This window comes from Sulfurihydrogenibium yellowstonense SS-5 (assembly GCF_000173615.1).
GTDB lineage: Bacteria > Aquificota > Aquificia > Aquificales > Hydrogenothermaceae > Sulfurihydrogenibium > Sulfurihydrogenibium yellowstonense.
Window position 1 is genome coordinate 1 of sequence record NZ_ABZS01000158.1, and the last position, 4,030, is coordinate 4,030.

7 protein-coding genes and 1 pseudogene are annotated in these 4,030 nt (G+C 32.3%); all 8 read right to left on the minus strand.

Going from position 1 to position 4,030, the window contains the following annotated elements:
- A pseudogene (locus SULYE_RS06655) lies at positions 1 to 472 on the minus strand (tRNA uridine-5-carboxymethylaminomethyl(34) synthesis GTPase MnmE); the annotation flags it as partial.
- Entirely contained in the window at positions 469 to 2,016 is a 1,548-nt protein-coding gene (yidC, locus tag SULYE_RS06660; protein ID WP_007547794.1) for a membrane protein insertase YidC, read from the minus strand. The pseudogene SULYE_RS06655 and the gene yidC, both read right to left, overlap by 4 nt.
- 18 nt (positions 2,017 to 2,034) lie before the next feature.
- Positions 2,035 to 2,244, minus strand: a complete 210-nt coding sequence (yidD, locus tag SULYE_RS06665; RefSeq protein WP_007547795.1) for a membrane protein insertion efficiency factor YidD — start codon at positions 2,242 to 2,244, stop codon at positions 2,035 to 2,037.
- Between the two features lie 213 nt (positions 2,245 to 2,457).
- A complete protein-coding gene (gene rnpA / locus SULYE_RS06670) occupies positions 2,458 to 2,787 on the minus strand; it encodes a ribonuclease P protein component (protein ID WP_007547797.1) in 330 nt (109 codons plus the stop codon).
- Complete coding sequence (rpmH, locus tag SULYE_RS06675) at positions 2,788 to 2,925, minus strand: 50S ribosomal protein L34 (protein ID WP_043989217.1); 138 nt, start codon at positions 2,923 to 2,925, stop codon at positions 2,788 to 2,790.
- Between the two features lie 84 nt (positions 2,926 to 3,009).
- Complete coding sequence (gene atpE / locus SULYE_RS06680) at positions 3,010 to 3,354, minus strand: ATP synthase F0 subunit C (RefSeq protein WP_007547800.1); 345 nt, start codon at positions 3,352 to 3,354, stop codon at positions 3,010 to 3,012.
- Between the two features lie 25 nt (positions 3,355 to 3,379).
- Entirely contained in the window at positions 3,380 to 3,781 is a 402-nt protein-coding gene (locus SULYE_RS06685; protein WP_007547802.1) for a universal stress protein, read from the minus strand.
- Between the two features lie 12 nt (positions 3,782 to 3,793).
- The coding region (locus SULYE_RS06690) for a F0F1 ATP synthase subunit A (RefSeq protein WP_007547804.1) at positions 3,794 to 4,030 on the minus strand (237 nt) is incomplete at its 5' end.

Consider the following 4,030-nt stretch of genomic DNA (forward strand, 5'->3'; position numbering starts at 1 on the left):
CGTTTATCTGTTTAGATAATTTTCCTTCCAGTATAGAGACTGCAATTTTTGCTGCTTTTTCAGATTTTGCATTGATTAGGTCTGCTATAGCTTCTGCTTGTAATAAATCAATTTTCCCATTTAAAAAAGCTCTTTCTGTAAATTCGCCCGGTCTTGCTAATCTTGCACCATGCATAAAACAAGCTTCTAATATGCTTTTTACAACCGGAACGCTTCCGTGGGGGTAAATCTCTACAAGGTCTTCACCGGTAAAGCTTTTTGGCTTTTGAAAGTATACGAATAAACCTTCGTCGATAATTTCACCTTTATGGTTAAAAATTTTGCCAAAATAAACTTTTCTTGGAGTTATTTTTTCCGGCAAAGAGAATATTTTTTTACCTATTTCTAAAGCCTTATCCCCACTAATCCTAACTATTGAAATTGCTGACGGAATTAGTGGGGTTGCGTTTGCTACGATTGTATCTTTGTTCATTTTTTCATTGATTTGTTAACAATAACACTTTGAATTAATCCTAATATATTATTCGTTAGCCAGTACAAAACAAGTCCTGAAGGAAAATTCATAAACATAAACGTAAACACGCCAGCCAAAATATACATGATCATTCTTTGATTTTTATCGGAGATTGGAGTTATAAACTGCTGAACAACCATTGACAGTCCCATTAAGATTGGTAAAACATAGTAAGGGTCTTTATCTGAAAGGTCTTTTATCCAAAGCATAAACGGAGCATTCTTTAACTCAACTGTTACCATTAAGACATTGTATAATGCTATGAATATAGGAATTTGAGCGAGAATTGGCAAGCATCCACTCATTGGATTTGCTCCAGCTTCTGCGTACAGCTTCATAATTTCTTCTCGCAGTTTTTGCGGGTCTTTTGCGTATTTTTTCTTAAGTTTTTCCATTTCTGGAGCAAGGTCTGCCATTTTTTTCATTGCTTTTAGAGATTTGTGATTAAGCGGGAATAGCACAATCCTTAATAATACAGTTAAGACAATGATTGCCAATCCCCAATTATGGACAAAGTCATATATAAAATGAAGTAGTAAGAATAGAGGTTTTCCAAGAATGCCAAAGAAGCCAAAATCAATAGAACTTCTTAAATCTAAATCTACGTTCCAAAGCTTTTGATACTTATCCGTAATTTCTCCAAGAAGTGAGTAAAGTTTTGGACCTAAATAATTAAATCCTTCGAAAGATGCTGGGATTTCAGATAAAACAACTGTAGTATCTTTTGCAACCGGAACTATATAAACAGTGTTTATGCCGCCCTTAACCGACAGAATCTGCATAAAATATTTATTTTCTTGACCAGCCCAAAGTATTTTGTCTCTGATTGTTTGAATAGTATTAATGTCGTTGTCTATTCTTATAATTTCCCTATCAGTCTTAATAATAGGTCCATCGTGTCCAAAATCTCCCTCAGATTTTAAAGTTACACCTGTTAAATATGATAATCCTACATTTTCAAGACCTTTGGTTTTAATGTCAACTGTTATAGTATTATCATCGTTAATTGTATAAGTTTTTTCAACTTCTACATTTTCATTTTTTAAGTAAAATGAGATTTTATTATCTTTTATTTTTGATTCGTATTTTGAAAAGTTTAAAAGTTTTGTAATATTTGTATCTGTGGTTATAATTTCTCCAGGGAAAATTTTATTAGATTTAGAAAATTCAGGAACAATGTCGATATTATATCTGTTATCAAAAGCTGATACTATTCTACCGCCGATATTACTAAACTCTACATAGCCTTCCTTTGTTTTAATTCTAACTATATCTTTTAAACTATCAGCATTAACCCTTTCACCGGATAAGACAAGGTCATAACTTCCGCCAACTTGTTTAATAGGAGCTGCAGCCTCTTTTTCGGTCTGCTGAGTTTGATTTTTTTCATTTTGAGCATTGTCTTTAAAAAAATATTGACTGACTAGAGAAAAAGATATCAGCAGCAGTGCAGCTGCTGCAAAAAATATCATCAACCTCTTTTGCATATCTTGTTGTTCCATCTTTTCACCTCTAATGTTTTAAGGATAATCAACGCCACCCTTAAAAAATGGATTACATCTTAGTATTCTCCAAATGGCTTTTAATGTGCCTTTTATAATTCCATACTTTTCGATAGATAAAGCTGCATACTCTGAGCAAGTTGGGTGAAATCTACAACTTTGCCCTTTAATAGGTGAGATGTATTTTTGATAAAATCTTATTACGTTAATAAATAATTTTTTAATCATTGTTTTTTAGCTTTTTTATACTTTGGGTGAGAAACTCATTAAAAGCATGAGATTCTTTGCCAGCTACAGAATGACAAATAATGACAAATAAGGCTATCTTTTCTCTGATACTTATCATTCAAGCTTTTCCTGTCATTCTGAGGACTTTAGTCCGAAGAATCTTATTTTTAAATTCTATAAAAATCACTAATTTCTCACCCAAGGCATAACCTTTTAATCGTAATTTTTTAATTTTCCTATTACTGTGTCAAGTTGAGATAGGATATCATAAACTTTTTTATTTAAAATGCTTTTTTTTGCTATAAAAATCATATCATATTTAAGATCATCTAATAAGTTAAGACGAAGCCTTACGGCTTCTCTTAGTAGTCTTTTTGCTCTATTTCTATCTACAGATTTTTTAAAGTTTTTTTTTGAAGCTACAAAAGCATACCTTGATTTTTCTTGGTCGTTTTTCAGGTAAACCACTAAAAAATCTTCATTATCTATAATTTGTTTATTAGAAAAAACATTTTGTATGTCTTTTTTTTTTAATGTGAACATTTACTTGATAGCGATGCGCTTTCTTCCTTTTGCTCTTCTTCTTGCTAAGATTTTTCTTCCGGCTTTAGTTTTCATTCTTGCAAGAAATCCAGAAGTTCTCTTTCTTTTCTTATTTGATAAATGAGATTTTGCTTTCATATTTGCCATTTCTATACACCTCCTATAAAATAAAATAGGGCAGCCTTTTATGGCTGCCAACAATTTTTTAAGCTAAAATTTATCTTAGAAGCCTGCTTTTGAATCGAAAATACCGGTAAAGATGAATATAATTGCGATAAGTAATGCATAGAGAACGAATGTTTCTATTAATGCCATACCAATGAACATAGTTGTCAATAATTTTGGGCCCATATTAGGGTTTCTTGCCATTCCTTCAAGAACACCTCTGATCGCATTACCAAGACCGGCAGCACCACCGCCTGCAGCTGCACCGATAGCAACGCCCGCACCGATAGCTAACGCTCCGTAAAATACAGCTCTTGCCATTGGGTCGCCATCTGCAGCAAACGCAGCAGAAACCGTTCCTGCTAAAACCATCAACATCAACACTTTTGAGAACTTAACCATTATTAATACAACCTCCTATAAGTAATTATTTTTTTACAATAAAGACATTTGATTCTATTTTTTTAGCTAAGTATTCGTAATCTTCCGTTATTATAACCAAATCTGGACTTTCCTCTTTAATAAATTTTGGAAGTGAATTCTTTACACTTTCTGATATGTCAACTATTATTTTGACATCATTAGAAAAATTAGTTAATAAGTCTTCTATTCTGCTTTTAGCAGAGGTTTTATTTTTTTCTTCAAGATCCGGTGGAACAGGTAGTCCAAAGCTTGCTGCAATTTTTTTCATCATGTATACATCTTCTATTTCGTGGAAGATGATAAGCTGACTATTATATTTATTAGCTAAGTCTTTTGCAATTTCTAAAGCTTTTAAAGAGATATTGTTAAACTGAAAGTTTATAAAAATCTTTGTTATTTCTACCATTAATATCCTCCATTAGTGTTCAGCATGAGTAATAGCACCGGCAATGTAAACAGTTGTCAAGACTACAAAAACGTATGTTTGTAAGAATACAGCTATTAAGTGAATTAGCATAACTGGCATTGGAATTAAGAATGGAACAAGCGTAATTAAAACAATACTTATAAGCTCACCACCTGTCATGTTTGCAAAAAGACGAAGAGCTAATGTTACCGGTCTGCTAAGATGACTAAGAAGCTCTATGATAACAAA

What these genes read in the sequence shown, in the direction of transcription:
- yidC (WP_007547794.1), bottom strand. Translation starts at nt 2,016, where the DNA reads ATGGAACAACAAGATATGCAAAAGAGGTTGATGATATTTTTTGCAGCA.
- atpE (WP_007547800.1), bottom strand. Translation starts at nt 3,354, where the DNA reads ATGGTTAAGTTCTCAAAAGTGTTGATGTTGATGGTTTTAGCAGGAACG.
- yidD (WP_007547795.1), bottom strand. Translation starts at nt 2,244, where the DNA reads ATGATTAAAAAATTATTTATTAACGTAATAAGATTTTATCAAAAATAC.
- rpmH (WP_043989217.1), bottom strand. Translation starts at nt 2,925, where the DNA reads ATGAAAGCAAAATCTCATTTATCAAATAAGAAAAGAAAGAGAACTTCT.
- SULYE_RS06685 (WP_007547802.1), bottom strand. Translation starts at nt 3,781, where the DNA reads ATGGTAGAAATAACAAAGATTTTTATAAACTTTCAGTTTAACAATATC.
- rnpA (WP_007547797.1), bottom strand. Translation starts at nt 2,787, where the DNA reads ATGTTCACATTAAAAAAAAAAGACATACAAAATGTTTTTTCTAATAAA.